Origin of the sequence: Hyphomonas chukchiensis, assembly GCF_000682695.1 — a bacterium.
GTDB lineage: Bacteria > Pseudomonadota > Alphaproteobacteria > Caulobacterales > Hyphomonadaceae > Hyphomonas > Hyphomonas chukchiensis.
In genome coordinates this window covers 39,239-64,759 of the sequence record NZ_AWFG01000052.1, presented here as the reverse complement: position 1 = coordinate 64,759, position 25,521 = coordinate 39,239, and the positions used below count along the sequence as shown (strand labels likewise).

The 25,521-nt window shown below is 57.4% G+C and carries 24 protein-coding genes and 1 tRNA gene; 16 read left to right on the top strand and 9 right to left on the bottom strand.

The features are described from left to right. The first annotated feature begins 21 nt into the window (after window positions 1–21). From HY30_RS14440 to HY30_RS14430, 3 genes are all read left to right on the top strand, one after another. Window positions 22–1,170: a glycosyltransferase family protein gene (locus HY30_RS14440; protein ID WP_162176956.1), complete on the top strand. Its 1,149-nt coding sequence runs from the start codon at window positions 22–24 to the stop codon at window positions 1,168–1,170. Beyond that, complete coding sequence (locus tag HY30_RS14435; RefSeq protein ID WP_034742145.1) at window positions 1,167–2,453, top strand: O-antigen ligase family protein; 1,287 nt, start codon at window positions 1,167–1,169, stop codon at window positions 2,451–2,453. The genes HY30_RS14440 and HY30_RS14435 overlap by 4 nt, the downstream gene beginning before the upstream one ends. A 461-nt stretch (window positions 2,454–2,914) precedes the next feature. Next, entirely contained in the window at window positions 2,915–4,000 is a 1,086-nt protein-coding gene (locus HY30_RS14430; RefSeq protein WP_051615517.1) for a glycosyltransferase family 2 protein, read from the top strand. A 6-nt stretch (window positions 4,001–4,006) separates the two neighbouring features. On the opposite strand, the gene HY30_RS14425 is transcribed toward HY30_RS14430, so the two are convergent. From HY30_RS14425 to HY30_RS14405, 5 genes are all read right to left on the bottom strand, one after another. Next, window positions 4,007–4,771 (bottom strand): family 16 glycosylhydrolase, encoded by a 765-nt coding sequence (locus HY30_RS14425; protein WP_241765745.1) that lies wholly within the window; start codon window positions 4,769–4,771, stop codon window positions 4,007–4,009. 104 nt (window positions 4,772–4,875) lie between these two features. Next, a complete protein-coding gene (locus HY30_RS14420) occupies window positions 4,876–5,571 on the bottom strand; it encodes a sugar transferase (RefSeq protein WP_081812261.1) in 696 nt (231 codons plus the stop codon). Between the two features lie 358 nt (window positions 5,572–5,929). Further along, entirely contained in the window at window positions 5,930–6,520 is a 591-nt protein-coding gene (locus HY30_RS14415) for a polysaccharide biosynthesis/export family protein (protein ID WP_034742142.1), read from the bottom strand. Between the two features lie 58 nt (window positions 6,521–6,578). After that, window positions 6,579–7,328: a metallophosphoesterase family protein gene (locus HY30_RS14410; RefSeq protein WP_034742139.1), complete on the bottom strand. Its 750-nt coding sequence runs from the start codon at window positions 7,326–7,328 to the stop codon at window positions 6,579–6,581. Between the two features lie 237 nt (window positions 7,329–7,565). After that, on the bottom strand, window positions 7,566–8,585 hold the full coding sequence (locus HY30_RS14405) for a glycosyltransferase family 2 protein (RefSeq protein WP_051615515.1): 1,020 nt from the start codon (window positions 8,583–8,585) through the stop codon (window positions 7,566–7,568). A 281-nt stretch (window positions 8,586–8,866) separates the two neighbouring features. Here HY30_RS14405 and HY30_RS14400 point away from each other — a divergent pair, with 281 nt between their 5' ends. From HY30_RS14400 to HY30_RS14385, 4 genes are all read left to right on the top strand, one after another. Next, window positions 8,867–9,157, top strand: a complete 291-nt coding sequence (locus tag HY30_RS14400) for a putative quinol monooxygenase (RefSeq protein ID WP_034742136.1) — start codon at window positions 8,867–8,869, stop codon at window positions 9,155–9,157. A gap of 16 nt (window positions 9,158–9,173) precedes the next feature. Beyond that, the gene (locus HY30_RS14395) at window positions 9,174–10,397 is read left to right on the top strand and encodes an acyl-CoA dehydrogenase family protein (protein WP_034742132.1); all 1,224 of its coding nucleotides are present in this window, start codon (window positions 9,174–9,176) and stop codon (window positions 10,395–10,397) included. A 27-nt stretch (window positions 10,398–10,424) separates the two neighbouring features. Beyond that, window positions 10,425–11,882: an MFS transporter gene (locus HY30_RS14390; protein WP_034742130.1), complete on the top strand. Its 1,458-nt coding sequence runs from the start codon at window positions 10,425–10,427 to the stop codon at window positions 11,880–11,882. 73 nt (window positions 11,883–11,955) lie between these two features. Next, complete coding sequence (locus HY30_RS14385; protein WP_034742126.1) at window positions 11,956–13,362, top strand: Do family serine endopeptidase; 1,407 nt, start codon at window positions 11,956–11,958, stop codon at window positions 13,360–13,362. 5 nt (window positions 13,363–13,367) lie between these two features. On the opposite strand, the gene HY30_RS14380 is transcribed toward HY30_RS14385, so the two are convergent. Together HY30_RS14380 and HY30_RS14375 are read right to left on the bottom strand one after the other, a co-directional pair. After that, the gene (locus tag HY30_RS14380; protein ID WP_034742124.1) at window positions 13,368–14,621 is read right to left on the bottom strand and encodes a cytochrome P450; all 1,254 of its coding nucleotides are present in this window, start codon (window positions 14,619–14,621) and stop codon (window positions 13,368–13,370) included. 70 nt (window positions 14,622–14,691) lie between these two features. Beyond that, window positions 14,692–15,534, bottom strand: a complete 843-nt coding sequence (locus tag HY30_RS14375; RefSeq protein ID WP_034742121.1) for a TauD/TfdA dioxygenase family protein — start codon at window positions 15,532–15,534, stop codon at window positions 14,692–14,694. A gap of 57 nt (window positions 15,535–15,591) precedes the next feature. On the opposite strand from HY30_RS14375, the gene HY30_RS14370 reads away from it, so the two are divergent. After that, window positions 15,592–16,905, top strand: a complete 1,314-nt coding sequence (locus tag HY30_RS14370; RefSeq protein WP_034742120.1) for a replication-associated recombination protein A — start codon at window positions 15,592–15,594, stop codon at window positions 16,903–16,905. Next, on the top strand, window positions 16,902–17,639 hold the full coding sequence (locus HY30_RS14365) for an RluA family pseudouridine synthase (RefSeq protein ID WP_034742118.1): 738 nt from the start codon (window positions 16,902–16,904) through the stop codon (window positions 17,637–17,639). The genes HY30_RS14370 and HY30_RS14365 overlap by 4 nt, the downstream gene beginning before the upstream one ends. Here HY30_RS14365 and HY30_RS14360 read toward each other — a convergent pair. Both HY30_RS14360 and sppA read right to left on the bottom strand, forming a co-directional pair. Continuing rightward, window positions 17,624–18,628, bottom strand: coding sequence for an NAD-dependent epimerase/dehydratase family protein (locus HY30_RS14360; RefSeq protein WP_034742116.1), 1,005 nt, complete (start codon window positions 18,626–18,628; stop codon window positions 17,624–17,626). The two genes, HY30_RS14365 and HY30_RS14360, sit on opposite strands and share 16 nt — an antisense overlap. A 159-nt stretch (window positions 18,629–18,787) precedes the next feature. Then, entirely contained in the window at window positions 18,788–20,560 is a 1,773-nt protein-coding gene (gene sppA / locus HY30_RS14355) for a signal peptide peptidase SppA (RefSeq protein ID WP_034742114.1), read from the bottom strand. Window positions 20,561–20,758: 198 nt separating this feature from the next. Here sppA and HY30_RS14350 point away from each other — a divergent pair. From HY30_RS14350 to HY30_RS14320, 7 genes are all read left to right on the top strand, one after another. Next, window positions 20,759–20,833: transfer RNA gene (locus tag HY30_RS14350), tRNA-Gln, on the top strand. A gap of 382 nt (window positions 20,834–21,215) precedes the next feature. Next, a complete protein-coding gene (locus HY30_RS14345) occupies window positions 21,216–21,983 on the top strand; it encodes a DUF3450 domain-containing protein (protein WP_034742112.1) in 768 nt (255 codons plus the stop codon). A 33-nt stretch (window positions 21,984–22,016) separates the two neighbouring features. Then, window positions 22,017–23,417, top strand: coding sequence for a MotA/TolQ/ExbB proton channel family protein (locus HY30_RS14340; protein ID WP_034742108.1), 1,401 nt, complete (start codon window positions 22,017–22,019; stop codon window positions 23,415–23,417). 40 nt (window positions 23,418–23,457) lie between these two features. Continuing rightward, entirely contained in the window at window positions 23,458–23,967 is a 510-nt protein-coding gene (locus tag HY30_RS14335; RefSeq protein ID WP_034742104.1) for a MotA/TolQ/ExbB proton channel family protein, read from the top strand. Continuing rightward, window positions 23,967–24,383 carry an ExbD/TolR family protein gene (locus tag HY30_RS14330; protein WP_034742101.1) on the top strand — a complete coding sequence of 139 codons (417 nt, stop codon included), beginning with the start codon at window positions 23,967–23,969 and terminating at the stop codon, window positions 24,381–24,383. Before HY30_RS14335 ends, HY30_RS14330 begins: the two co-directional genes overlap by 1 nt. 13 nt (window positions 24,384–24,396) lie before the next feature. Continuing rightward, on the top strand, window positions 24,397–24,816 hold the full coding sequence (locus HY30_RS14325) for an ExbD/TolR family protein (RefSeq protein ID WP_034742098.1): 420 nt from the start codon (window positions 24,397–24,399) through the stop codon (window positions 24,814–24,816). 11 nt (window positions 24,817–24,827) lie between these two features. Continuing rightward, a complete protein-coding gene (locus tag HY30_RS14320; RefSeq protein ID WP_034742096.1) occupies window positions 24,828–25,451 on the top strand; it encodes an energy transducer TonB in 624 nt (207 codons plus the stop codon). Window positions 25,452–25,521: the final 70 nt, after the last annotated feature.

Here is a 25,521-nt window from a genome sequence, read left to right as displayed (position 1 = left end):
GGGGCTGCGCAAGGGATGGCAATGACCAAGGTTGCCTTTTTTGGTCACGATGCCGGCGACGCCGCTATAAGGCGCCGCGTCCAGGCGATGCAGGATGATGGCGTGTCGGTGACGGGCTTCATGATGCGGCGAAAGGACGATGTCGCGGCCGACTGGGACAATGTGGACTTGGGCAAGACGCGTGACGGAGCCTTTGTTCAACGTGTGCTGCGCATTTTCTCAGGCGCGCGTGTCGCGACGAGGTCCAAAGAAAAGCTCGCCGCCGTGGATGTGATCTATGCGCGCAATCTGGACATGCTGGCATGTGCCTTCCTGGCCAAGCGCCATACGAAACTCGACACGCCGGTCATCTATGAAAGTCTCGATGTTCACCGGTTGCTGACGCGCGAGGACTTTATCGGCAAGGCATTGCGGTGGGTCGAAAAGAGCCTGTTGCGGCGAACAATCGGTCTGGTCGTCAGCTCGCCAGCATTTCTCGCGAACCATTTCGAGAAACACTATCCGGGGCTCTACACGCCTTTTCTGATCGAAAACAGGTTGGCGGCCGGAAGTGATTTTGGTCCGCGGCCAGCGGTCGAGCATGGCGACGCTCCGAAGGATGATGGACGGTTTGTTCTCGGGTGGGTCGGCAATCTCAGGTGCGAGCGGTCCTTCGGCCTGCTTTGCGATCTGGCAGACCAGTTTCCGGATACGCTCGAGATCCGTCTCCACGGGCAGCCTGCGCGTAACGAGATCCCCGTGTTCGAACCGAAGATCGACGCGCGGCCCAATATGACGTTCGCCGGCCGGTACCGGTCTCCCGAAGACCTCTCCACCATCTATGATGGCCTGGACATGGTCTGGGCGGGAGACTTCATGGAGGCCGGATATAATTCTGTCTGGCTATTGCCGAACCGGATCTACGAAGGCGGTTATTTCGCGACGCCGGCCATCGCGCCCAAGGAGACTGAAACGGCCGCGTGGATCGAGCAGAAAGCCTGTGGGTTCACCATTTCGGAACCCCTTTCTGAGACCTTGCCGAACTTGATTGCGGCTGTGATGCATGATCGTTCGGGTCTCGAGAGCTACCGCAAGCGGTTGCTTGAACTGCCCAACGAGGTGTTTATCCAGCCAAAGGGATTTTTCTCGGAGGTTTTAGCGCGGGCCCTTGCTGGAGCGCGCTCAAGATGAACATGGTCAACCCCATCAAGGTCAGTGAAGAGGAAGTGGTGGGGTTCGGCAACCTCTACAGTTCGGGCCGTTCGGCACCGCTCTGGGAACAGGCGATTATAACACTCTGGTTCTTCGTGACCTACCTGCCGCTGGATGGGGTCGCACCGATCCGCTACTTGCTTGTGGCTTATTTTGTCGGTCTCACCGTGATGTTTTACCGGGAGATACTGCCGGTTGTGTTCAAGTGCTGGCCGCTTTTCCTGCTGCCTATATTTGGGCTTTTCTCGTTTATGTGGTCCCCCTATCCCTCGGAAGCGCTGAGGTCAGGCGTGCTGATGCTGCTGACGCCGCTGACAATCATCGTTATCGGTGTGCGGCTCAATACGCGTCAGGTGCTGCGCTGCCTCATGTTCGCGGGTATGATAACCACAATTTACATCACGCCGACGCTTAGCGATTTTGCTGATGGCGGAGCATATGGCTCGAAGAACCTGCTCGCCATGCAGATGCTTTTTGCCATGCTGATGAGCCTGGTTACGGCGCTCAATGACAAGGAACCGATCTGGATCCGCTTGCTGGGCCTGGCCTTCGTGCCGATCTGTTTCGTGTATCAATACCTGGCGCATTCCGCGACATCGCTGGTCTTCGCCGTTGTCGGCATCGCCGGTATGATCGGGGTGCGCTATTTCTGGATCAGCTTTGGCAAGATACGCCATCTGCGGCTTTCGCTGGCGATGTTTGCTGCATTCGTTGCGCTTTCCAGCACGATGGTTGTGCTCAGCATGCCTGAAAACACACTGATGAATGATTTCCTCGGCCTTCTCGGCAAGGATTCAACCTTCTCCGGCCGGGCCCTGATCTGGCGTGAGGCTGAACTTGTGAGCCAGGAGCATCCGGTTATGGGCCTCGGGCTTGAAGGGTTCTGGCAGTATGACGTGGGTGCGGCGCAGACAATCAACGAGAATGATTTCAAGGCTTTCGGTACAAAACTGACCTTCCATAATGCATATTGGGAGGTTCGGGTTCACCTAGGCTATGTCGGCCTTGTGCTGTTTATGCTGATCCTCGGCTGGTGCATGAAGCGGACTATCATGAACTGGCTGAAGGCGCCGGGAATGGACAGTTCGGCGCTGTTGATCACCATGGTCATCATATTCACCTCCACCTTCACGGAATCCTCTCTCTGGAGCACGTTCAATACCCTGGTGAACCTGTTTTATTTCGGGGCAATGACGACGATGGGGGCAGGTTCTCGCAAGTTCGAGGGCAGGGTGCCGGTTGTGATACGACACTCGACCTGAGCACGCCTGATCGAACCTCTCGATAATTTCACGGGAACCAAGGCGCCTGTACCGCGTTTCAGACGCATTGCTGCCCGATTTCCGGAGCAAACCTTATGAATAGGGGCTGAACGCAAGGCGTACTTTTTTAAGCTGTCGTTAAAGTTGGTTGGTCAAACATGCGATGATGACTCCAAACCCAGCCTTTCCGTCTCGTCGATCTGCGGTCGACTATTCTGTTGATGCCCAGATGCATCCAGAGGCTGGCTATATCCACAACGGCGCCCCCGATAAGTGGCCTGTATGGGCGAGATTGCTCATCATCGTCAGCCTCAGTGCCTTGATGTGGGCGGGTATCATCGCAGGCATGGTTTCACTTTTTGGCTGATGGCACGTTACGACATACGTGTCGCGTAAAGGCCCATTCTGGCGTTGATCCTGCATTGTTGACAGAAGCTTCAACTGCAACGCAGATCCAGTGAATGACGCCGTCTGAAACACCTCTTGAATCGCCAGTCACGCAGACCGCTCAGCCGCGGCTTTCCATTATCATTACCAACTATAATTACGCGAAGTTTGTGGCGTCTGCCATCGATAGCGTTTTATCGCAGGATGAGGCTGTTGAACTCATTGTGGTGGACGATTGCTCGACTGACAATTCACGTGAGGTCATTGGGCAGTATGACGACAGGGTGATCACGGTTTTTCAGGAGGTGAACAGGGGTCATGGAGCGGGCTTCAATGCAGGCTTCAGCCGAGCGACATCCGACCTTGTCATGTTCCTTGATGCTGATGACTGCCTGTTGCCGGGGGCGATCAAGACAATTCTCTCGAACTATGAACCCGATGTTGCCATTTATCATTATCGCATGCGCTACATGGATGAAGCAGGTGCCCTCAGCGGTATTCACCCTTCACCCGCCATGCCTTTGGCAGAAGGCGACATTTCCGGGCAGCTGAGGTCAGCCGGACGTTATCGTGGTACGATCACTTCGGGCCTTGTCTTCTCACGGCAGCATTTGGCGCATGTCATGCCGATGGACCCGGAAGCCTTCCGGCAGGGCGGGGATGGCTATCTGTCGGCGGTGGTGCCGCTCTATGGTCCTTCGCGTAGCTTCGAAACGCCGATTTCCGGGTATCGGCTTCATGGGAGCCAGCATTCGCGGTTCAGCAGTGCTTATGCCAAACGGTCCCGCTGGTGCATTGCCCACGACGCAGAACGTTACCAGGCGATCCGCGAACATTCGAACCGCCTAGGACTGCCCTTTGCTGCTGATCTTGGTGCGGATGACCCGGACAATATTCACGAGCGCCTCGTCTCGATGCTGTTTGCGCCGGATGAGCACCCTGTGCAGGGAGACTCCATCCGCGATCTCGCGCGCCGGTCCGCACGCTATGAGACAGCCCATTTGTCCGGCATTAGACGGCTGTTTGCCTTGGTCTTCTGGGGGCTATTCGGGATTGTACCGGATGCCGGGAAGCGCCGCCTGATGAGCTGGAAGATTGATGCCAAGAGTCGGCCGGCCTGGATGCGGCATCTTGCGAAAACCTTGCGTCGCGGCGGCTGAGCCGCCTCAGTTAGCGAATGTATCCGAGCACTGCGGGCTCGTATCGCCTGTTTTGCGGAAACTGACGCAATAATAGCTCGCTTGTGTGGGATCTGCGAAGGTCGGCTCGCCATGCCAGCTATATTGCTGAGGTGTCCCTGTCCATACGTTCATGATGATCCGGCCGGGCGTCTGCGGAATCGCGCGATCACGCGAAGTGACCGTTTTGACGAGCTGCCCGTTGACATACCATTTGATGGCATCCTTCTGCCAGTCGAACGCATAGAGATGGATTTCCTCGGCGGCGTCAAAGGGCAGGTCGATGTATATCGAGCCGCGGCTCTTTCCTTTTGCGAAGACATTGGCATGCAGCCGTCTAGTGTTATTGCCGAGAAATTCGATGTCGATTTCGTCGTGCGGGTCGCCGAAATAGCTGTCCGTGTGGGTGAAGAATGAGGAGACGGCGCCTGAGCCGGGGGCGGCCTGCATCACCACCTCATAGCGGCCGAAGCCATAGAAGCCGAGCTTTTGAACTTCAGCACCGGAGAATGGTTGCGGCGCGGCGGGCTTGCGATTGAGCTCCAGCGAAATACTTGGGGGATGGTAGTGAACATTTGCCGGGACCCAGCCGACCCGAAAGAAGGTCGATTTCAGGGTGAAATCCGAAACGTACCAGTCTTCCTCAGAAAAACCGTCTCTAAATGACAAGTTGAAGGACTGTCCGGGGCCTCTATCGGAGCTGAGTACGGCGGAGGAGGAGGCGTGCCTCATCACTCCAGCTATAAGCATCACGGCGAACAAGCATGCGAGGCCTATAAGGATGGCGGCTCTCACCCGGGTCAATCGCTGCCAGCTCCCTTTGGGGCAGAGCCTCTAGGACAAATCTGTCTGGCGACCTAGCGGGCGCCCTTGGAGATCAGGACTGCAGGAACAGTCATGAGCATGATCTTGATATCACCCCAGAATGAACGGCTGCGCACGTATTCGACGTCCGTGGCCACGCGCTGTGGATACGTCGTGTCGCTGCGGCCGCTGACCTGCCAGAGGCCCGTGATGCCTGGGCGAACAGAGCAGTAAGCGCGGAAGCTTTCGCCGTAACGCACGATTTCGCTTTCGACGATCGGGCGTGGGCCGACGAGAGACATGTCGCCGCGCAGAACGTTGTAAAGCTGTGGCAATTCGTCGATGGATGTTTTGCGGATGAAGTTGCCAAGCGCCGTGATGCGCGGGTCGTTCGTCAGTTTTTGCGTTTCATCCCATTCGGCGCGGGCAGCCGGGTCCGTTGCCAGCAGATATTCAAGTTGCTCGCGCGCATCCGGCACCATCGAGCGCAGCTTGAAGCAATTGAAGGTCTCGCCGTTCAGGCCGTAGCGCTTCTGAGAGTAGAAGGCCCTGCTGCCATCCTGCATGCGGATAAGGAGTGCAATGCCGAGGATAAGCGGTGCGACGAAGAGAAGAGCGATACCGGCGACAACAATGTCGACGAGCCGCTTGAATTGTGCGTGATCGCCACTCGAAGGCTGGCGGATTGTCGCTGCTGCGTAAGCGGCGGCTTCTGCCTGCCTTGACGGGTTACTTAATCTCAAGCCCATTCTGGTCCCCTAATAATCTACTTGCGGTTTTGCTAATCGGCCGCGTCCACTCGACCTATTTGCAAATTTCCTGCCGCATCTGAGTCCCACGCTTATTGCGTTCGACCCCAGATTTGCAATCGTTATACCGCGAATTACGCAAATAATTAACTGCTCGTATACTTTTTCTGTCGTTTTCGCGTGTTTGGGGAAGTATTGGATAAATATTCATTCATACTCGGCTTTCCGCCGAGTTTTGTGTATCGATACGAGACACACTGCTCAAAACACTGGCACAATATGTAAGCGCCCGCGTGTCCCTGAATCGGACACACGGGCGCAGAATTATTAGACCGGGTCTGTCTGATTCGCGACGGGCCTAGAAGATGCGCTCGCTTATGCGAAGCGTGTCACCAGGTTTCACGACCGTGTTGGTGTTCAACTCGTATTTCACTTCCTGGTCGGCGCCGACGCTCTTGATGTAGACGATCTTCTTGTTGGCGCGATAGGTGAAACCTCCAGCCGCGGCTACAGCATTCAAAACTGTGAGACCGGAATTGAAGGGATATTCGCCAGGACGGCCCACTTCACCGAGAATGTAAAATGGCCGGTAATTTGTGACCTCGACGCTGACGCGTGGCTCCAGAAGGAAGCCGTCGGCGAGTTTCTCGGCGATGGTCGTCTCAAGTTCCTGTGAGCTGCTGCCCGTGGCGACCACCTGACCGATCAAAGGCAGGGATATGGCACCCGTCCCGTCGACCACGAATTGACCGGAAAGTTCGGGCTGCCCGAAGACGTTGATGCGGAGTTTGTCGCCTGTGCCCAAAGTATAGGCAGTATTCGTTTGTGCCTGCGTCGGCGCGGAGTCATCAACTACCTGACGGGTGGCTGTGCCGCCGGACTGACATGCTGTCACAAACATGAAGATGGCGATCATCGTCGTAAGAATGGCCGAACGAAGCAGCGACATTTTGAAATCTCCATACAGAGGCGCTTACAGGCGCCGGTCGTGTTTCACGCTGACACACTCAGGTGGTCAGAAAGCTAATGTCTTTGCCGAAGAACCTTGCCGCAGACAGTTTGCCGCTGAGAAAGGCCCCGGTATCAAGGCCGATACGGCGATTGTCGCGGTATATGCCTTCGGCTGGCGTATGCCCATGGACTATGAGATGCGAAAATTGCCTCGTGTCGTCAAGGAACTCGTCTCGGATCCAGAGCATGTCACGAATGGTCTGGTCCTGCATCGCTTTTTCAGGACGCAGGCCGGCGTGGACGAACATGTAATCGCCTGCCGTATAGTAGGGTTTCAGGGACCGGTAAAAGTCGAGGTGCGCCTCGGGCAGCTTTTCACGAAAGCCCGTCCAGAGGGTCGTCCAGGCATCGCGGGCCGCCGCCATGGCGTCATGCGAGCCGAGGCTGCCGCGTGTATTCGGCGGCTGGAAGCCATAGGAATAAAGTGTTTCGCCGCCACCGAAACGCACCCACTGGCTGCCAAAGGACGCATCCTCGAGAAACTTGAGGAAGGCCTCCTCGTGGTTGCCCATAAGGAAAACCGTGTTGAACCTATCCAGCCGGTCTCCGAGGAAGAATTCGATCACATCCCGTGATTGCAAGCCGCGATCAATATAGTCGCCCAGGAACACCAGCGTGACCCGCGTGCCCTCCGGCAAACTGGCCGAATCGGATTCGATTTCTTCAATCAGCCTTTCAAGCAAGTCGCGGCGGCCATGGATGTCTCCGATGGCGTAAAGACATTCACCATCCGGCGCCGATGTCACGCGTGTTACCGCACTCCTGGCAGGCTGAGCGACAAGGGGTGTTTCAACATTGACTACACGTGCGCTGCCCGCGCGAATCCGGGCGCGCAGGGACGTCGCCGAGCGCGTTAGGCGCCCGAACTGTTCCAGGAAAGACCTCTGCAAGAGTTGTGGCAATCTGGACATGGTGACTTTCTGGTCAATCTCTCTCTCTTTATAGTGGTTTCTTGATAAACGCCAATTTCCTGCCTCACCCAATTATCGAGCCCCCATAAGGGATTGCTTGATGAATCCGGCCGCCCAGCTCATGTGCATCGTACCTGAGGCCAGGCCAGCCAGAAGGCCGCAGGGGGAACGTTTGATGATGCAAACGAAAGCGGACGCAGCAACAAGTATCGTCAGGTAACCCGTTGGCAGGATCAGGGCCGGGGGGAAAAAAGGAGCGGCGAGAAGCCCGAAAAGGCTGCCGAGGAGAGCCAGAACCGGCAGCATCTGGCGGATTTTCGGCCGTTGCCGGTGCTTGAGTATGGTTCTCGCCCGACCTTTTCCGTAGTTGAAGTACTGCTTGGCCAGCGTTCCGACGGTGGCGCGCGGGATGTAAATCTTGCGGATGGTTGCATCGAGGTAGATGCGACCGCCGGCTTGGGCGACGCGCTCATCATACTCGGCATCTTCATTGTGCGAGAACGACCCGTCATAACCCCCAAGGGACCGGAAAACGGTAAGGTCAAAGCCGGCATGATGGCCGTGATCGACATAGCCTGACTGGCGCCCACCGCGATGGGCCGATCCGCCCGATCCGAGTGGCGTATCGACGATCCAGGCATTCGCCTTTTCGAAACAGGTTTCTCCCCGAGCGTCCATAGGAATGACCACCGATGCGGCGTTGGTGCGCAGCAGGGCGCTGGCCACGGAGAGGATGAAGTCCCGAGGAAATATCGAATGCGCGTCGCAACGCACGAGGAAGCGCGTGTCAGCGCTGGCACATTCAGCCACGGCGCGATTGACGGCGGCCGACTGAAACCGCTCCGGATTGTAGAGAATGCTCAGATTGGGGAATTCTTCGGTGAGGCCCTCGACAATGTCTGCCGTGCCGTCGGTGCTGCCACCGTCGACCACAACGAGCGGGACGCTGCGCAGCCAGATGTCACCCGTCATCAGCGAACGGATACAGGTTTCGATGTGACGTGCCTCATTGAGTGCCGGGATCACGGCCAGGACTTGTGACGCATCTATCCTGCTGTCTGTTTTCTCGAGGGGGATGACGCGTGATTCCACTGTGAATCCTGTGTGTTGGCTTGTTGCGACAGGACATGAGCAAGTCCCGTTCCAAATTACGCGCAATACACGAATTTCCCGCAGATGAGGTCGGAAATACTGCGCTTGACTATCAAAAAATGCGTCAGGGATGACCACGGGGAGTGCCAGGCCCGTTAATTCCGACGTGGTCATCAGGCGCAGACCGTCTTTTTTGAAGAATGCGCCCCTAGGTCAAGCTTGCCCCGGACGGGGAAGCTCATAGTGTGCAGAAAACAAATCGTACTTAAGGGAGAGACCACATGATTGGCGTTGTTGCGAAACTCAAGATTCAGGACGGCAAGCAGGCCGAGTTTGAGCAGGTTGCCAAGGACCTGATGGCCAAGGTCAAGGCGAACGAACCCGGTTGTCTGACCTATCAGCTGTACAAGACCAAGGGCTCTGAAACCGACTATATCTTCATGGAGCAGTATGCTTCTGCCGACGCGCTCAAGTCGCATGGTCAAACGGAATATTTCAAGGCTGCCGGCCCGAAACTGGGTGCCGTCCTCGGCGGAGCTCCTGAAATCCAATATTACGACATCGTCGAATAGGACGGAGTGCCCCAGAATGGACCTGTCATTCACGCCTGAAGATACCGCGTTCCAGAAAGAAGTACGCGACTGGATTGCCGAAGCCTACACGCCTGACCTTCGGGCAAAGATGGCCCTGTCCAAGAATGGTTATCTCGACAAGGAAGGGCAGGTCGCCTGGCAAAAGAAGCTCTATGAAAAGGGCTGGATTGCGCCCAACTGGCCTGAGCAATATGGCGGCCCTGCGCTGACGCCGTCCCAGCGTTACATCCTGAACATGGAACTGTCGTCGGCGGGCACACCCATTGTAAGCCCTATGGGCGTGGCAATGGTTGCCCCTGTGATCATGGCTTTCGGGTCTGAGGCGCAGAAGAAGCAACACCTCCCATCAATTCTTTCGTCCGATGTCTGGTGGTGTCAGGGCTATTCCGAACCCGGCGCGGGATCAGACCTTGCGTCCCTTCAAATGAGCGCAGTGCGCGATGGCGACGACTACGTGCTCAACGGGTCGAAGATTTGGACAACTCTCGCCCAATGGGCAGACTGGATTTTCTGTCTCGTTCGCACGGACAAGACCGGAAAGAATCAGGAAGGCATCAGCTTCATCGTCTTCAGGATGAACCAGCCCGGCATCACGATTTCGGCCCTGCCAACGCTTGATGGCCCGCCGGAAGGCGAGCAGGAAATCAATCAGGTCTTCTTCGAGAACGTGCGGGTTCCGATCGCAGAGTCCCTAATTGGGGAAGAGAACAAGGGCTGGACCTACGCCAAGTACCTTCTCCAGTTCGAGCGTGGCAATGCTTATGCGCCGGGCCTGCGTAACATGCTGAAGAAGGTGCGCAAGCTGGCCAAGGTCGATAGCGTAACGGGCGGTGACCTCCTGAATGATCCGGATTTTGCGCGCAAGCTGACGCAAATGGAAATTGGTATCGAGTCTCTTGATGCCACGGAGCAGCGCATTTTCTCCGCCCTGTCGGCAGGTGAAGCGGTTGGGCCGGAAAGCTCGATGCTGAAATGTGCGGGTTCGGAAATGCAGCAGGCCATCACTGAACTCGCCATCGAGGCGGCGGGCACCTATGGCGCGCCGTTCGTGCGCAATACGCTCGAACTTGCGCGTGACGGTGCAAATGCCGAAACGCCGACGCCCATTGAAGCGGTGACAGCTGTGCCAAGCTATTTCAGCTATCGCAAGACATCGATCTACGCGGGGTCCAACGAAATCCAGCGGAATATCATGTCGAAGATGGTGCTTGGTCTTTAAGCCTACCACACTCATGAGGGGCTAAGCATGGCCATTGGATCCCAAGGCAAGCCAAGTCATCTGACCCGCATCGCATTCGGCGTGGGCGGCATTGCAGATGGCGTCAAGAACAATGGCTTCGATTATTTTCTGCTATTCTATTATAGTCAGGTTCTCGGCGTGTCGGCCTCGCTTGTTGCGGCGGCCCTCTTTATCGCCCTGATTGTTGATGCGGTCTCGGACCCGGTTGTCGGATACTGGTCGGACAATTTCCGGACCCGGCTCGGGCGACGACATCCCTTCATGTACGCATCGATGGTACCTGTCGCGATTGCCTATTTCTTCGCCTGGAATCCGCCTGCCGGAATGGAAGGTAATGATCTCTTTGGCTGGCTTGTTGCCCTGACCATCTGTGTCAGGCTGCTCTTCACGATCTATGAAGTACCCCAGAATGCCCTCGCCGCTGAACTGACCAGTGACTATGACGCGCGCACCTCGCTGATGTCTTATCGGTACTTTTTCGCCTGGGTGGGCGGCCTGAGTATCCAGATTGCGCTTCTGGCGCTGCTGTTGCGGCCAACAGAGGCGGATCCATCCGGCTTTTTCAACAAGGATGGCTGGCATACTTATGGGCTTTGGGCGGCGATCGTCATTTTCCTGGCGGTGCTGGCAACCACGGCAGGGACGCACAGCCATATACCCCATCTCAAATCCCCACCGCCCCAGCGAACATTGACGGTCGGGCGTATTTTCAAGGAAATCCTTGAAACGGTTTCGAACCCATCATTCCGTGCGCTGTTCCTCGCGACCCTCTTCGGCCTGCTGGCCACCGGCATTTCCGCGTCGCTGAACCAGTATATCAATGGGCTCTTCTGGGGCTTCACAACCGACCAGACGGCCCTGCTGACTGTGGCCGTATACATTTCGGCCGTTATTGCCCTCATCGTAGCGCCCCTCGTAGGCAAAACGCTTGGTAAAAAGCGGGGCGCGATCATCGTGGGCCTCTTGGCCTTCACCATTGCGCCGGCGCCGGTCCTGGCGCGGGTGCTTGGCATCATGCCGCCCAATGGGACGGACCTGCTGTTCAATATCGTCATAACCATCACGGTGTTTGACGTTGCCCTGATCATCGCCACGCAGATGCTGATGGGCTCCATGATTGCCGATATTGTTGAGGATAGCGAACTCCAGACCGGTCGGCGGTCGGAAGGCATATTCTTTGCGGGGATCAGCTTTATCCGGAAGCTCGCACAAGGGTCAGGCGTGATGTTGGCCGCGATTGTCTTGTCAGTTGCCTCCATTACGCCGGGCATGCGGCCGGGCAATGTGCCGGAGGCTCAGTTGCAGATGCTTGGCATCGGTTATGCCGTCTCGCTGCTTTCCATCTGGATGCTCATGATCTTCTGCGTCTCGTTCTACCGGATCAGCCGGGAAGGGCATGAGGCCAATCTTCGAGCGTTGGCAGAGCGAGCCGGCACGATTGGGCCGAATCCGCATTCTGACTGAAATGTCATATATTGACGAATTGCCTCCTGCGTGATGCCGCAATAGAGCCATAGTCATGATGCACTCATTACCTATGACGAAACACATCTCGAAACTGTTGGCTGTAGCGGGTCTGGCAGTTCTGGCGCTCCTCATCGTCGCGCTTTTGCCCTTGTTTGCCGAAGCCGAGGAAATCGTCCCGCAGAGCCGCACCGAGATGGAGCTCTCGTTTGCGCCACTGGTGAAGCAGACCTCTCCTTCAGTCGTGAACGTCTATACGCAGAAGCGTGTGACTTCGCGCGTTTCGCCGATGGAGCAGTTCTTCTCCGGGGGCGTGGCACCGCGCGAACGCGTGCAAAACTCCCTCGGATCAGGCGTTATCGTTGGGGCGGATGGGGTTATCGTCACGAACAACCATGTCGTTGAAGGCGCTGAATCGTTTCGCGTCGTGCTCAGTGACCGGCGGGAATATCCGGCCGAACTTGTCCTGGCTGATGAGCGCACCGACTTGGCCGTTCTGAAGATCGACACGGATGGCGCCAAGCTGCCAACCTTGCCCTATGCGGATACGCGCGCGTCGCAGGTCGGTGATCTCGTGCTGGCCATCGGTAACCCGTTCGGCATTGGCCAGACGGTTACGAGCGGCATCCTGTCAGCAACGGCGCGGACGGATGTGGGTATTTCCGACTATGCCTTCTTCCTGCAAACCGATGCGGCCGTGAACCCAGGCAATTCGGGCGGTGCCCTGATCAATACCAAGGGCGAACTCGTTGGCGTGAATACGGCGATCTTCTCACGCTCCGGCGGCTCCAATGGTATCGGGTTCGCCATTCCTGCCGAGATGGTGAAACGCGTTGTGAATGCCGCCATTAATGAGGGCTCATTTGTGCGTCCATGGCTCGGGCTTGCCGGTCAAGCAGTCAGCTATGACATGGCGAAAGCGCAAGGCCTTGACCGCCCCATCGGCGTGATGGTGACGGAAGTCTATGATGATGGTCCGGCAGATCGTGCGGGCCTTCGACGCGGTGATCTCGTGACGGACATCGATGGACGTGAAGTGTTTGACGAGAAAGGCCTGAAGTTCCTGGCCGCGATCAAGAGCCCTGGTGAGACAACCGAGCTGACCTTGCTGCGCGGCGGCAAGCAGATGACCAAGAAGGTGAAACTGGCGCCGCCTCCGGGCGCTACGGAAGCCGATGTTGTATTGCTGGACGGTCAGAACGTGTTCTCGGGCGCGCGCGTCGTTGAGCTTTCGCCACGCCTAGCGGAAGAGAATGGACTCGACCCCTTCCAGAAGGGATCCGGCATCTATGTCCACTCTGTGCTTCGCCGTTCTGTCGCGCGCGGATACTTCCGGCCTGGCGATATCATCCGGTCGGTGAATGGGGTTCAGACCAAGTCGGTGAAAGACCTGAAGGCCTTGCTCAAGCCCGATACCCATACATGGAATATCGAACTTGAGCGGAACGGGCACATGATCCAGGGCACCGTGACCCTCTGATCAGCTTAGCGTGCGTGGACGATCACTGGCACATTCTCGAAGCCGAGCACGAAATTCGACAGGACGCGCTGCGGCTTGCCGACGACTTCGATATGTTCGAAGCGGGCGAGGATTTCTTCCCAGAGAATGCGGAGCTGCATCTCGGCGACGCGGTTGCCCATGCAGCGATGGATTCCGAAACCGAACGAGAGGTGCCGGCGCGCGTTCGGGCGGTCGATCATGAACTGGTCAGGGTTTTCTATGACAGTGCCGTCCCGGTTGCCTGAAACGTACCACATGACGACTTTATCGCCCTTGCGCATCTGCTTGCCCTGAAACTCCACATCCTCAAGCACAGTGCGGCGCATGTGGGCCAGTGGCGTTTGCCAGCGGATGATTTCAGACACCATATTGGGGACAAGGGAAGGATCTGCCTTCAGCTTCGCGTATTGCTCCGGGAAATCGTTGAGAGCAACAACCCCGCCAGAGATGGAATTACGGGTCGTATCATTGCCGCCAACGATGAGCAGCATGAGATTGCCCAGAAGCTCCATCGGATTGTTGATCATGTCCTTAGTCTTAGGATCGTGCGCAAACAGGGAGATGAAGTCGAACTTGCGCGGCTGGGCAGCGCGTTCCTTCCAGAGACCCATGAAATAGGCGAGGCATTTATGGAGTTCGGCCTCGCGATGTTTCATGTCGACTTCAATGCCCACGGTTTCAGACGTCGTTGTGACATCGGACCAGTAGGGCAGGAGGTGACGGTCTTCGAACGGGAAATCGAAAAGCGTTGCGAGCATCTGGGTGGTCAGCTCCTTCGAGACATGCTCGACCCAGTTGATCTCTTCACCGACTGGCAGTGCATCCAGAATGGTGCAGACGCGCTGGCGTATCAGGGCTTCGATGTCGCCAAGCTGCGTCGGTGCGACGGCGGGCTGGACCGCCTTGCGCTGGACATCATGCACTGGCGGATCCTGCGCAATGAACATGGGCGTGTCGAAATCGTCCGGGGCGTCGCCAATCACGATATCCCGCTTGGATGAGAACACGCGGTGGTTTGAGTCCACGGCCATGATGTCTTCATACCGGGTTATCGACCAGAAGGGGCCGAACTGGCTTTTCTCGCAGAAGTGAACGGGGTCTTCTTCACGGAGGCGCCGGAAGTAGTCGCCATGGCGATTGTGGAGAAAGAGCTCCGCTCTCGACACATCGAGTGTCTCGAGTGGGATATCCCACGGATTAGGTATGTCAGGTCCCACCTGATGCAGGGTGTCCGCCATAGTATCCTCCCATGTTATTTTTATTCTTATGGGAGGCACGCTACGCCTGATTGCGCGTACAGGGAAGACGTCACGCCGAACCGATTGTTGTGCGATGCAACAGACGATCGTGGCCCTTGTAGCCACCGGTGGCCATATGGAGCAGGCTGCGATTGTCCCACATCAGCAGCATGTCGGCTTGCCACTTATGCCGGTACTGGAATTGCGGCCGGGTTTGCCAGCGGTAGATTTCGGTCAGCAAGTCCCAGGATTCGGCCTGATCCATATCCTCGATGCCGATGATATAGCCGGCGCAGCCGAAGAGGGCTTCGCGTCCTGTTTCAGGGTGGCGGATAATAAGGGGGTGGCGCTGGGTGGCGTCTGCATCCTCGGACGGGCGGATATCCATTGAACGACCAGCGGCCCGGTCAGATTCGCCGTAAAAGCCGGAGGGGGCGTAGGCGTTGCGGGCAGAGTGGATGGCATAGCGGCCTTCGATCTTCCGGCGCAACGCACCGGGCATTTGTTCAAGCGCCAGATGCTGGTTTGCGAAGAGTGTGTCACCGCCTTCAGGCGGAATCGTGATGCCGTAAAGGCAGGTCCCGGCTGGGGGCGTTTCCTGGAAACTCCAGTCGGTGTGCCAGCTTTCGGCGAATATGGGGGCTGTTTCATCCGCGGCGCGTTTCACGGCGATAATGTGTTTTCGGCCCGGTATGGGGGCGATGAAGGGGTCGTCGCCGAAAGGGCCGAACAGGAGTGTGAACCGTTCAAGGTCATCATCGCTCATCGACTGGCGCGGGAAGGCGAGAACATGATGTTCAAGCCATGCATTGCGTAGCTCCTGCACCAGATCGCTCGATACGGGCCGGGACAAGTCGATCCCTGTGACGGATGCGGCGAACGGCTGCCCTGACGGGCTAATCTCTATCGGCATGTTATTTTCCTCCATGGTCATCTTATCACGCGGGCCGATCCCGCATAGGAGTGCTTTATGTCCGACCTGTTTGCTGCTTCTGGCCTTTCCGAGTCCGCTCCGCGACCACTCGCGGACCGTTTACGGCCCGCGCGTCTCGCCGATGTGGTCGGCCAGGATCATTTGATTGGTGCCGATGCGCCCCTGAGCCGGATGTTGGAGGCGGGGCGCCTGTCTTCCATCATTCTGTGGGGGCCGCCTGGCGTGGGGAAGACCACGATTGCCCGCCTGCTGGCAGCAGAGACGGATTTGGAGTTTGAGGCGATCAGCGCGATCTTTTCGGGCGTGAAGGATCTGCGCGCCGTATTCGACAAGGCGCAGGCGCGGCGCGATATGGGCAAAGGTACGCTGCTCTTCGTTGACGAGATCCACCGGTTCAACCGGGCCCAGCAGGACGGGTTCCTGCCTTATGTGGAAAGCGGAGCTGTTACCCTTGTCGGCGCAACGACGGAGAATCCGAGTTTTGAGATCAATGGGGCGCTCCTGTCGCGCTGCGCTGTCCTCACGCTGAAGCGGCTGGAGCCGGAGGCAATGGAGACGTTGCTGCAACGGGCCGAAGCGCTGGAGGGGCGGCCGCTGCCTGTTGTTGATCGCGCGCGGCAGGCGGTGATCGACATGGCGGACGGCGATGGTCGCTACCTGCTGAACTTGGCCGAGCAGGCTTTCATGATGGCAAACGCGCCGCGTCTCCTGTCCCTGGAGGAATTGAGCGCGGCGGTCCAGAAGCGCGCGCCGGCCTATGACAAGGACCGGGAAGAGCATTATAATCTCATCTCGGCCTTGCATAAATCCATTCGCGGGTCTGACCCGGATGCGGCGCTGTACTGGTTCGCACGGATGCTGGAAGGCGGCGAGGACCCACTCTTCCTCGCGCGTCGCCTGATCCGAATGGCAAGCGAGGATATAGGCCTGTCCGATCCGACATCCCTTATGGTTTGCGGCGAGGCCGCGCGGACCTATGAGCGGCTGGGGAGCCCTGAGGGTGAGCTGGCGCTTGCCCATGCCGTGATCCACCTTGCAACGGCGCCGAAGTCGAATGCCGCTTATGTGGCCTATAAGGCAGCCCGCCGCGCGGCAGCCCAGACAGGCAGCCGCATGCCACCCAAACATATTCTGAATGCGCCGACGGCCATGATGAAAGACCAGGGCTATGGCGATGGCTACCAGTATGATCATGATACGGAAGAGGGTGTTTCTGGGCAGAATTATTTCCCGGACGGGATGGAAAGCGAGCGCTACTACCAGCCGAAAGGTGAGGGACGGGAGCGCCCCATCGCTGAGCGCCTGAAAGAGATCGCTGCGATCCGCGCGCGCAAGCAGGGTGGCAAATGACGCGTAACAAGCCGGTGCCCGATATTTCGCCTGAAGATGTGGCGTTCATGCGTGGGCTAATCATTTATCAGGATTTCGACCTGATTGGCTTTGACAAACCCTCTGGCCTGCCTGTGCAGGATGGTCGGGGAATTGACCGCTCTCTGGATTCTCTTCTGGTCGCCTTTGCGCGATCCAACGGCAAAAGACCAAAGCTGGTGCACAGGCTGGACGCTGGCACATCGGGTGTCATCATCGTGGCGAAGACACAGCCGGCCGCTGCTTTCTTTTCTGCCGAGTTCGCGGAGCGGCGGACGCGGAAAACCTATGTTGCAATGGTCAGCGGCGCGATCCCATCCGAACGTGAGGGCGTGATTGATGCGCCACTCGTTAAGGTACAGGAAGGCGGGCGGGCGCGCATGATTGTGGCCAAGGCGGGCCGCAAAGGCGCACAATCCGCTCGCACGGGGTGGAAGGTGCTGGCCGCGTCCGACACCCATGCGCTGATGCAGCTAAGTCCGGAAACAGGCCGCATGCACCAGATACGCATTCACCTGGCGCATCTGGGCTGCCCGATTCTCGGCGATACAATATACGGCACAGGAGCGCAGAGCGCGCCGCGTCTGATGCTGCATGCCTCGAAGCTGGAGATCAGTCGGCCCTCAGGTGTGACCGCGACTCTTGAAGCGCCGCTGCCCGACATATTCGGCGAACTCGCGGAAGCCCACGGGCTCAAGGATTATTCGGGTTTATAATACGCGCGATACCATTCGACGAATGCGGTGACGCCCGTACGGACATCCGTTGTCGGAACATATCCGGTGAGCGCTTTCAGTAGGCTTGCGTCGGCATAGGTCTGCTTCACGTCGCCCGGTTGCATGCCGATCATGTTCTTGACGGCCTTGCGACCAATCGCGTCCTCAATGGCTTCGATATAGTCCATAAGGCGCACGGGCGTTTCGTTGCCTATGTTGACGAGGCGGTAGGGCGCAACGGGGCTCAGGGAATCATTCTGGCTGACGGGAGCGCCCATTTCAGGCGGCGTATCCATCAAGCGGCGGATCGCTTCGACGAGGTCTTCAACATAGGTGAAGTCGCGCAGCAGATCGCCGTGATTGAAGACGTCAATCGGGATGCCCTTGAAGATTTTGTCGGTGAACAGGAAGAAGGCCATGTCCGGCCGACCCCATGGTCCATACACGCTGAAAAAGCGGAGCATGGTGGTTGGGGTGCCATAGAGATGGGAATGGCTGTGCGCGATCAGTTCGCTGGCAAGCTTTGTCGCCGCATAGATGGTGAGGGGATGCGGCGCGGCATCCGTTTCCTCGAACGGGAATTTCTGGTTCGCGCCATAGGCCGAGCTGGTCGACGCCATGACGAGATGCTTGGCGCCCGTCTGACGGGAAAGCTCGATTACATTGAATGAGCCGACGACATTCGCGTCAATGTATTCGCGCGGATGGTCGAGACTGTAGCGAACGCCAGCCTGCGCTGCGAGATGTACGACAATCTCCGGCATGAAGTCGTGAAACACCTTCTTCATTGCGTCGTCGTCTTCGACTCGGATCGGGTGCATCTCGAACGATGGGAAAGGCGTCAGGCGTGCGACGCGGTCATGTTTCAGCTGCACGTCATAATAAGGTGTAAAACAGTCAACGCCGCAGACTTCGTGGCCTTCAGAGAGAAGGCGGTGCGCCAGTTCACTTCCAATAAATCCGGCAGCACCGGTCAGCAGGACTTTCATGGGTAAACTCGTATCTCTCTATCTGGCCCAGAGTGGGCCGGGTAACAGGGGCAGGGCCGCTATTGCACACTATAGCGGTCTAGCGAAGGCTCGGGGGCCCGGTGTGCAAAAGGCCTGCCAGTTTCCCGGCAGGCCTTAAGGTAAAGATCGATTGAATTATCAGTGCTCGCGAATGCGCGGGCCGACGGCCATCATCTGCCCTGCATTGGCGGCGTCCGCAGCCGTCAGCTCTTCGAGGAGTACCTGCATGCGGTCGTCATTCGCGACAGTACCGAGCATGTAGGCGACCTTCGCGCTTTCCTCGGACACACCGAAGATGCTCTCTAGAGCTTCAAAGCCGGTCTTGCGGCGGGGGTAGTAGGTCAGCCGCGGTGTCACGTCGGCTTCGACGCCGCCAAGTTCCTTGGCCTTTTCGATAGCATCCATGAAGCCGCCGATCTCATCGACCAGGCCCTTGTCGATGGCATCTTCGCCACTCCACACGCGGCCGCGGGCAACTTCGTTGACCTGATCATAGGTCATGCCGCGCCCGTCGCCGACAATACCGAGGAAACGGTCGTAGCCGCGCTTGAGCCACGCTTTCACTTCGGCCTCCTGGCTCTCCGTGAATTTGCCGGTGCCATAGGCATCTGCGAAATCGCCGCCAACACTGACCGTGTCGAAGGTGACGCCGATCTTGTTGAAGGCGCCTTCAAGGGCGAACTTGCCACCGAAGATGCCGATCGAGCCAGTGATCGTGGAGCGATCCGCCATGATATAGTCAGCGCCAGCGGAGACATAATAGCCGCCTGATGCCGCAAGCGAGCCCATCGAGACGACGACCGGCTTTCCTTTTTCCTGAACACGCTTGATGGCGCGCCAGATCTGATCCGAGGCTGTGGGCGAACCGCCGGGGCTGTCCACCCTGAATACAATGGCCTTCACTTTCTCATTGTCGCCGGCATCCAGGATGGCACGGGCGATGGCGTCCGAGGCAAAGGCCGGTGGGCTCGAGAAGGGGGATCCGCCTTCGGCACCGCCTGTAACAATGGCGCCTTCACCGCCGACGACGGCAATGAGCGGTGCCTTCAAGCTGATCGAGGGTGGGATGTAACCGGCGAGTTCAACGAGCTCGGCGTCCTTGCCGGCGCGTTCCTTGGCGGCGTCTTCAGCTTCTTCGGGCCAGCCGAGCTTGTCCATGATCTTCAGATCGATGACCTGCTGCGCTGTCTTGGGGCCGCTCTCGAGGGCCTCCCGGAGGGTTTCGACTGGCATGCCGCGGTCTGCCGCCATCTCACTCAGCGATACATTCCAGATGGATTCCGCAAGAGCCGTCATCGCTTCGCGGTGCGGCTCTGTGTACGCGGTCTCATTATATGTGTTGGGCGCGTTCTTGTATTCGTAGAACGGATAGATCTCCGAGGTCACGTCGATCTTGTCGAACAGGCCTTTGAGAAATTCGGTCTCAAATGTGACGCCCGTGGCGAACAGATCGGTTCCCGGCTGGATCCAGATCTCGTCGGCGGCGGTGAGCGAGCGAAGCGCGGATGGTCCGCTCATGCCGTAGGTGCCCTGCGTGTGCGCAATGATAAACTTTCCCGAGTCGCGGAAACTGTGGAACGCTTGGCTCAATTCCTCCGCCCGGGAGCTCCCGACCCCTGTCATGGCCCCCCTGACATAGAGGCCTTTGACCGAGTCATCGGTCTCAGCTGCCTTAAGTTTGGTCAGCAGGTCTATAAAACCGGGCGTTTGCGAAAAAGCTGCCAATCCGCCAACAGGGCTCTGATCGGGGTATTCCTGATTGAGATCGAGACTCAGAACAATGTTATCCGGCTTGGGCGGAGCGGAGTTTGCTGCTCCCGCAATCAGCAACCCGATAAATGAAACCATCAGAAGGATGAAAACGAGCATGGCAGCAAATGCGCCCGCCATGGAGAGAAAGAATGTTTTCATAAGGGTTCGAACTCCGTTCGGTGTGATCAATGACCGTCTCGTAGACGTTGCCGATTATCGATAAAAATGTAAAGGCCTGGCAGCATGTGACAAAGAAACATGCGCCTTGTCACAAGGTTTGATGGGGGGTGACAGCTCAAACCGTGTGATCGGGTGTTGCCAGCGTGTGCAAGAGTGGCTATCTCGCCTGCTTCGCGTTGGGGTGTCGCCAAGCGGTAAGGCACCGGTTTTTGGTACCGGCATTCCCAGGTTCGAATCCTGGCACCCCAGCCATCCATTTTGCTGCTCTGCAACATAGCAATCGTATGCATTACTGTGTTGAGAGTGTTGCGTTCAAATGGGACGCGGATATTTTCTAAACGAATCGTAAAGCCTTGTTGATCCCGTCGTTCAGGGTTGTTAGCGTCGGATTTCGCAAATTAGGGCGTTGCGGACTTGTTGCCAGAATGGCAAGGGTCAGAGCGAGAGAGCGAGCAGCGCTCCAGAACAAATGGGTAGGTGTCGGGCGTCTAAGCCTTGCGACTTCCAACTAACTCGGCCGGTGTGTTTTTTGGCCAGGCATTGAAACCGGGACATCTTCGCTAGCAGGATGCCTGATTGTCGAATTTTCCGCGCAATAAATGCGCGACCGTTTGGAGAGTGAGAGGCAAACCTCATGAAGAAACTTCTGTCACCAGCTCGTAGCGTTATTGCTGCGGCGCTGATTGCTGGACTGGCCATCCCGGCCCAGGCTCAGTTGCGCGAAGCGCTTAACACGGGCGAGCAGGCCACACGGCAGGCTGAAAAAGTCCAAGAACAAATCAACCAGCTTGATGATGAGCGTACCGACATGGTTCGCGAATATCGTACGCTGCTTCAGCGTCGCGACGCTGCGGAGCTCTACTCCAAGCAACAAGAGCTGGTCGTTAAGAGCCAGCGCGAAGAGATTGTCTCACTGACCGAGCAGCTTGGCTCGATCGACGACATCACCGCCCAGACGGTTCCGATGCTTCTGAGCATGGTCGAAGACCTTCAGAATTTTGTCGCAGCTGATCTGCCTTTCAAAAAGACGGAGCGTGAAGCTCGCCTTGATGGCCTCGTGGGCATCATGCAGCAGCCCGACGTGACCGCCGCTGAGCAGTATCGCCTGATCATGGACGCCTATCAGGCCGAAATGGAATACGGTCGTACGATCAGCACATGGCAGGAAGAAATCGACATCGACGGCAAGCCGACGACTGTTGACATGTTCCTCTATGGTCGCGTCGCACTCGTTTACCTGACGCCGAATGGCAAGGCTTCTCGCTACAACCGGGCAACCGGCGCGTGGGAACCACTGAGCGGCAAGTATGTGCCCGATATCGCCAAGGCGATCCGGGTCGCGCAGGGCAAGGCACAACAAGACGTGCTGTTTGCTCCGGTCCAGAAATTCTCGGTCGAATAGTCGGCGCGATCCAGGGAAGAAGAGGTATAGAAGATGTTTAAGTTTAAATCCTCGCTGAAGGCTCTGGGCGCGGCAACGCTGCTCGGTCTCAGCTCAGTAACACTCGCGGCTCCTGCAGATGCACAGGCGACTTTGAAGTCGGTTCTGGACAGCATCCGCAAGGACTCCAATGAAATGTCCGCCGCTGACCAGGCTCGCCTCCGCGAGTTCCAGCAGGACAAGAATGCCCAGGAAGCCAAGATGACCCAAGCGCGTAACGCGCTTGCGACCGTCGAAGCCAGGGGCAAGGCTCTCGGCGCTGAATTCGATGCGAACGAAGCCGAGCTTGGCGCTCTTGAAGCCCAGGTTTCCGCACAGGCGGGTGACTTCCAGGAGCTGCTTGGTCAGTTCCGTACGGCTGCCGGTGAAACGATGCCAGAGATTTCGAACTCGTTCGCGAACTTTGACTATCCAGACCGCGTTGAAGGCATTGCAGAAATTGCAGAGGCCCGCACGCTGCCTAACCGTTCGCAACTTGAGCGTCTGCCAAAGGCAATGCTGCAAGAGATGATCGCGCAGTCCGAAGTGAAAACGTTCAACGCCGTTGTTGACGGCATTGGTCCTGATGGGTCGAACGCTGAAGCTGAATTGCTCCGTATTGGCGTCTTCACCGCCGCAACGACGCAAGGCAAGAAATTCGTCGAAGTCAAAAAAGGCGATGATGGCGACACATTCCTTCAGGCCTTCACGCAACAGCCTGCAGGCGCCTACGCTTCGGCCATGGGCTCGGTCATCAATGCTGGACCGGACCAACTCGTCCGCGCGCCGGTCGATCCGTCCAAAGGTAACCTGTTCGGCATTCTGGGCGACCTTCCGAAATTCGGTGATCGTCTGAAACAAGGTGGCTCGGTTGGTGCAGTTATTGCTGTGCTCGCTGTCATCGGTATCCTGATCGGTCTCTATAAAATCTTCACGCTCTTCACGATGGGCGGCGCCATGCGCAAGACGGCGAAAACCCGTCAGGCCGGCACCGGCAACCCGCTGGCTCGCGTGTTTGAAGCTTATGAGACGAACAAGGGCGCCGACATCGAGACGCTCGAACTCAAGCTTGACGAGCAGATCCTCCGTGAATCTCCACGCATCGAACGCTTCAACGACATCATCAAGGTGTTCGCTGCTGTGGCTCCTCTGCTCGGCCTTCTCGGTACCGTTATCGGTATGATCATCACCTTCACCACGATCACGATCTACGGTGCAGGCGATCCGAAACTGATGGCTGGTGGTATCTCGGTTGCTCTTATGACAACGGTGTTTGGCCTTGTGGCCGCCATTCCGCTCTTGCTGATCCACGCTGTCGCTTCGTCGATGGCCCGTGGCAACCAGCAGATCCTCGACGAACAGGCTGCTGGCCTGGTTGCCGAGAAAGCGGAATCCACGCGCGGGGTGATGGCGTAAGCCATCCCCCTCGTTTCACTCGAGGAGGAGGAACCCGATCATGGGTTTTGCAGATCTACAAGCTTTCCTCGATCGTGGCGGTCCCGTGTTGATTGTCATCATGGCAGCAACATTCTTCATGTGGGCACTTATCCTGGAACGTCTGTTCTATTTCAGGTTCGCTCACAAGCAGGTGGCCGCGGAAGCGATCGCGGAGTGGCGTTCGCGCTCCGATCGGAAGTCGACACTCGCGCACTGGGTGCGTGACAAGCTGGTCTCGGAAGTTCGTGCGAAAGCCGAACAGAATGTCCAGCTCACGAAGGCCATGGTGGCACTTGCGCCACTGCTTGGTCTGCTCGGAACGGTGACGGGGATGGTGGCGGTTTTCGACGTCATGGCCATCACCAACGGTGCCGATGCTAAGGCAATGTCTGCGGGTGTGTCCCGTGCGACAATCCCGACAATGGCCGGCATGGTCGCGTCGCTCTCTGGCATTCTGTTCACATCCGGCATGGACCGTACTGTGAATCGGTCTGTCCAGTGGGTCGAAGACGAGATGGAGATCGGCTGATGCGTGGACGTAAGGTAAGAAATCCTGACGAGGCCAACGTTGACCTCACGCCGATGCTGGATGTGGTTTTCATCCTGCTCATCTTCTTCATCGTGACGGCGACGTTCGCACAGGAAGATGCGCTGGGTCTTGAGCCACCGCCACCACCGGCTCCGGATACGGAGCAACAGGAACAGGTGCCAGCCATTCTGATCCTTATTGATGAGACAAATCTCATCACTGTGAACGGGCGTCCAACGGATATCGGTTCAGTACGTGCGAACATCGAACGTGTGCGTGCCGAGACTCCCGAGAGTGCTGTTGTGATCCAGGCGCACCCCAAGGCGAAGAGCGGCGTGATCGTTCTGATCCGGGATGCGGCGTACAATGCAGGCTATAAGGACCGGGTAAACCTCGTCCTTACGGCCGTAGAATAGAGGAGCGACACACATGGCACGCAGAAAACGCCAAAGCGTCGGCGGCGGGGGAGGAGCGGAAGACGATGTCAACCTGACGCCCATGCTGGACGTTGTGTTCATCCTTCTGATCTTCTTCATTGTGACGGCGCAGTTCATCAAGGAACCAGGTGTCCCCATCGTTCGTCCTGAAGTGGACAACAAGGCCCAGGTCAAGCCACTCGCGATTCTGATCGCGATCGACAAGAACAGCGATATCTACATCGACAAGAAGAAGGTTTCGCCCGACGAGATCGGCTTCACGTTCAAGCAATTGCGTGAAGACAATCCAAAGGGTGAAGTCGTTGTCCAAGCTGATGTGGATGCTGAAGCCGAGGTGCTGGTCGACGTCATGGAAACGATCAACAAGATCGATGCCGCGACTGTGATCAATATTTCGGCCAAGCGAGAATAGGAGACCCAGACATGTTCAACAGTCCGTTTCTGAGATTGGGAGTTGCGCTCGTTATCTCGATTCCGATCGTCTATTTCCTGTTCATCCTGATGAGCTCGCTGATCAACGTCACCGAGATCAAGGTAGACAAAGGTGAGCAACGCGTTCTGGCTGCTATCACGCCTCAAAAGCAGGATAGTGAAGTTCGCACGCGTCAGCGGTCCAAGCCCAAGCGGTTGGATTCGGCTGCCAAGCCGCCTCCACCGCCAAAAGTGTCGGCAACGAAATCGCAGATCAACCTGCCGACACCGAAGATCGAAGGGGCCGCTCCGACTGAGCTTAACCTCGGCCGTATGCAATCGCTTGCGATTGATCCGGTTGCCATTTCGGACCGTGATGCTCAGCCGATCCGCCCGCCTACGCCATCGTTCCCGCAACGCGCTGCTGAACGCGGCATTGAGGGCAGCTGTGACGTGCGTTTCGATGTGGATACACGCGGTCGCCCGTACAATGTTTCCGCCACCTGCACGAACGACATGTTCAAGTCGGAAGCAGAACGTGCCGTTGCGCGAGTTGAATTTGCTCCGAAGATCATTCGTGGCAAGGCAGCTGAGCGCAAGAACGTTGTGTATCCGCTGGAATTCAAGTTGCAGTAGGTGATGAACATTGAGTGTGCACTGACATCAAAGGAGCGCCCCGGAATGGGCGCTCCTTTTTTTCAGAGTG